The 1,667-nt window shown below is 31.8% G+C and carries 1 protein-coding gene; it reads left to right on the forward strand.

Going from position 1 to position 1,667, the window contains the following annotated elements; genetic code table 11:
• Positions 1 to 240: 240 nt before the first annotated feature.
• Positions 241 to 1,629, forward strand: coding sequence for an APC family permease (locus tag CN601_RS22150; protein WP_098120757.1), 1,389 nt, complete (start codon positions 241 to 243; stop codon positions 1,627 to 1,629).
• Positions 1,630 to 1,667 lie beyond the last annotated feature (38 nt).

Genomic DNA, 1,667 nt, shown 5'->3' on the forward strand with positions numbered 1-1,667 from the left:
TTTCTTGACCGAAGTCCAAACTTTCCTGCTTTATGCACGAAGTTCACAACTTTATGATCAAAGTACATAATTTGTTCGTATTTCAAAATCATGCTAACACATTAAATTATGCAATTTTACTTCTATTCTAAAAATTATACTAGTATAAAATAACGTTTGAATTTATATAAGTATATCTGTATAATTACTCAAGTGACTAAAAAGTAGAAGATTTTTTATATTGAAAGGTGTAGTATCATCATGGATTCATCAAAAAAATTAGGTGTAATGGGTTTATCATTTTTAAGTATTAATGCAATATTAGGATTACGTAATATTGCTTTTGCTTCAACAATCGGTCCTTCCGCGTTATTTTATTGGATTGTTGCAGCGTTAATATATTTTATTCCAATTGGATTAATTGTAGCTGAATTATCTACTACCTATCCTAATCAAGGCGGTATGGGCGTTTGGGTTCGAAAAGCATTTGGGGAAAAGGCTTCATTTTTATGTTCTTGGTTCTTCTGGATTGCTAATTTTACGTATTATCCATCACTTTTATTAACAACAACTATTGCAATTGCATATGGAATTAACCAGCCACAAATGGCTAGTCATCCGATGAAAACGGCAATTATTTCTAGTGTGATATTTTGGATTGTTACTTTACTAACATTAAAAGGTACAAAAATGAGTGGAAGACTTGCATCAATCGGTGCACCACTTGGGGTATTAGTGCCAGCAATTTTAATCTTTGGTTTTGGTTTTTATAGTATGTTTAGTGGCGAGCCAAGTGCAACACACTTTACTCAAAGTTCAATCATGCCAAATAATCTATCGTTTGGAACAATTATGTTTTTGTCTACATTAATGTTTGGTTTTTCAGGCGCAGAAATGCTTGGAACAATTGCAGGGAATGTAAGAAATCCTCAAAAAACATTTCCAAGGGCAATTTTTATAACTTCAATCATTATTGCAGCAGTATATATCCTTGCAACAGTAGCATTTCAATTTGTTATTACAATTTCATCTGATCAAACAGCGACAGCACTTTACTTGTTTGCAGATAAAGTAACATCTCAATTCGGATTGAATTTTTCACTTTCACAAATTTTAGGAATCTGCTTTCTATTAGCATTTGTTGGATCTCTGTCATTTTTAATTTTGAATCCAAGTGTCATGATTGCTGAAAGTGCAAAAGATGTACTTCCTAAAAATTTACTAAAAGAAAATAAAGATGGAATGCCATCATTTTTAGTTTTAGGTCAAGCGGGTGCGGTTACGTTAATTTTAATTCTTTCAGCTTTTGTGCCTAGTGTGTCTAAAGCTTTGAATATGTTGATTTTAATGTCAACATTAGCATTTTTCATACCATATGTATTTTTAATTAGCGCATATATTAAACTTCGCATGACTGACAAAGAAATTGAAAGACCATTTAAAATTAAAAAAACTTCAGTTGCAATATTTGTTGCGGTAGTAGGGATGATCTCAGTAGTTGGTACAATCGGATTAACACTAATTCCTGCACCAGATACAACTTTATTAGAGTATTTACCAATTGTACTAGGGCCGATTTTATTTGGATGTATCGGATTTATCCTATATGCTAACGGAACAAAAGGTAAGAAAGACCGAATGAAAAACTAATAAAAAACACCTAAATTATTTGAAGTGCACCCCAAATG

It is taken from the genome of Bacillus sp. AFS017336 (assembly GCF_002555445.1).
Classification (GTDB): Bacteria; Bacillota; Bacilli; order Bacillales; family Bacillaceae_G; genus Gottfriedia.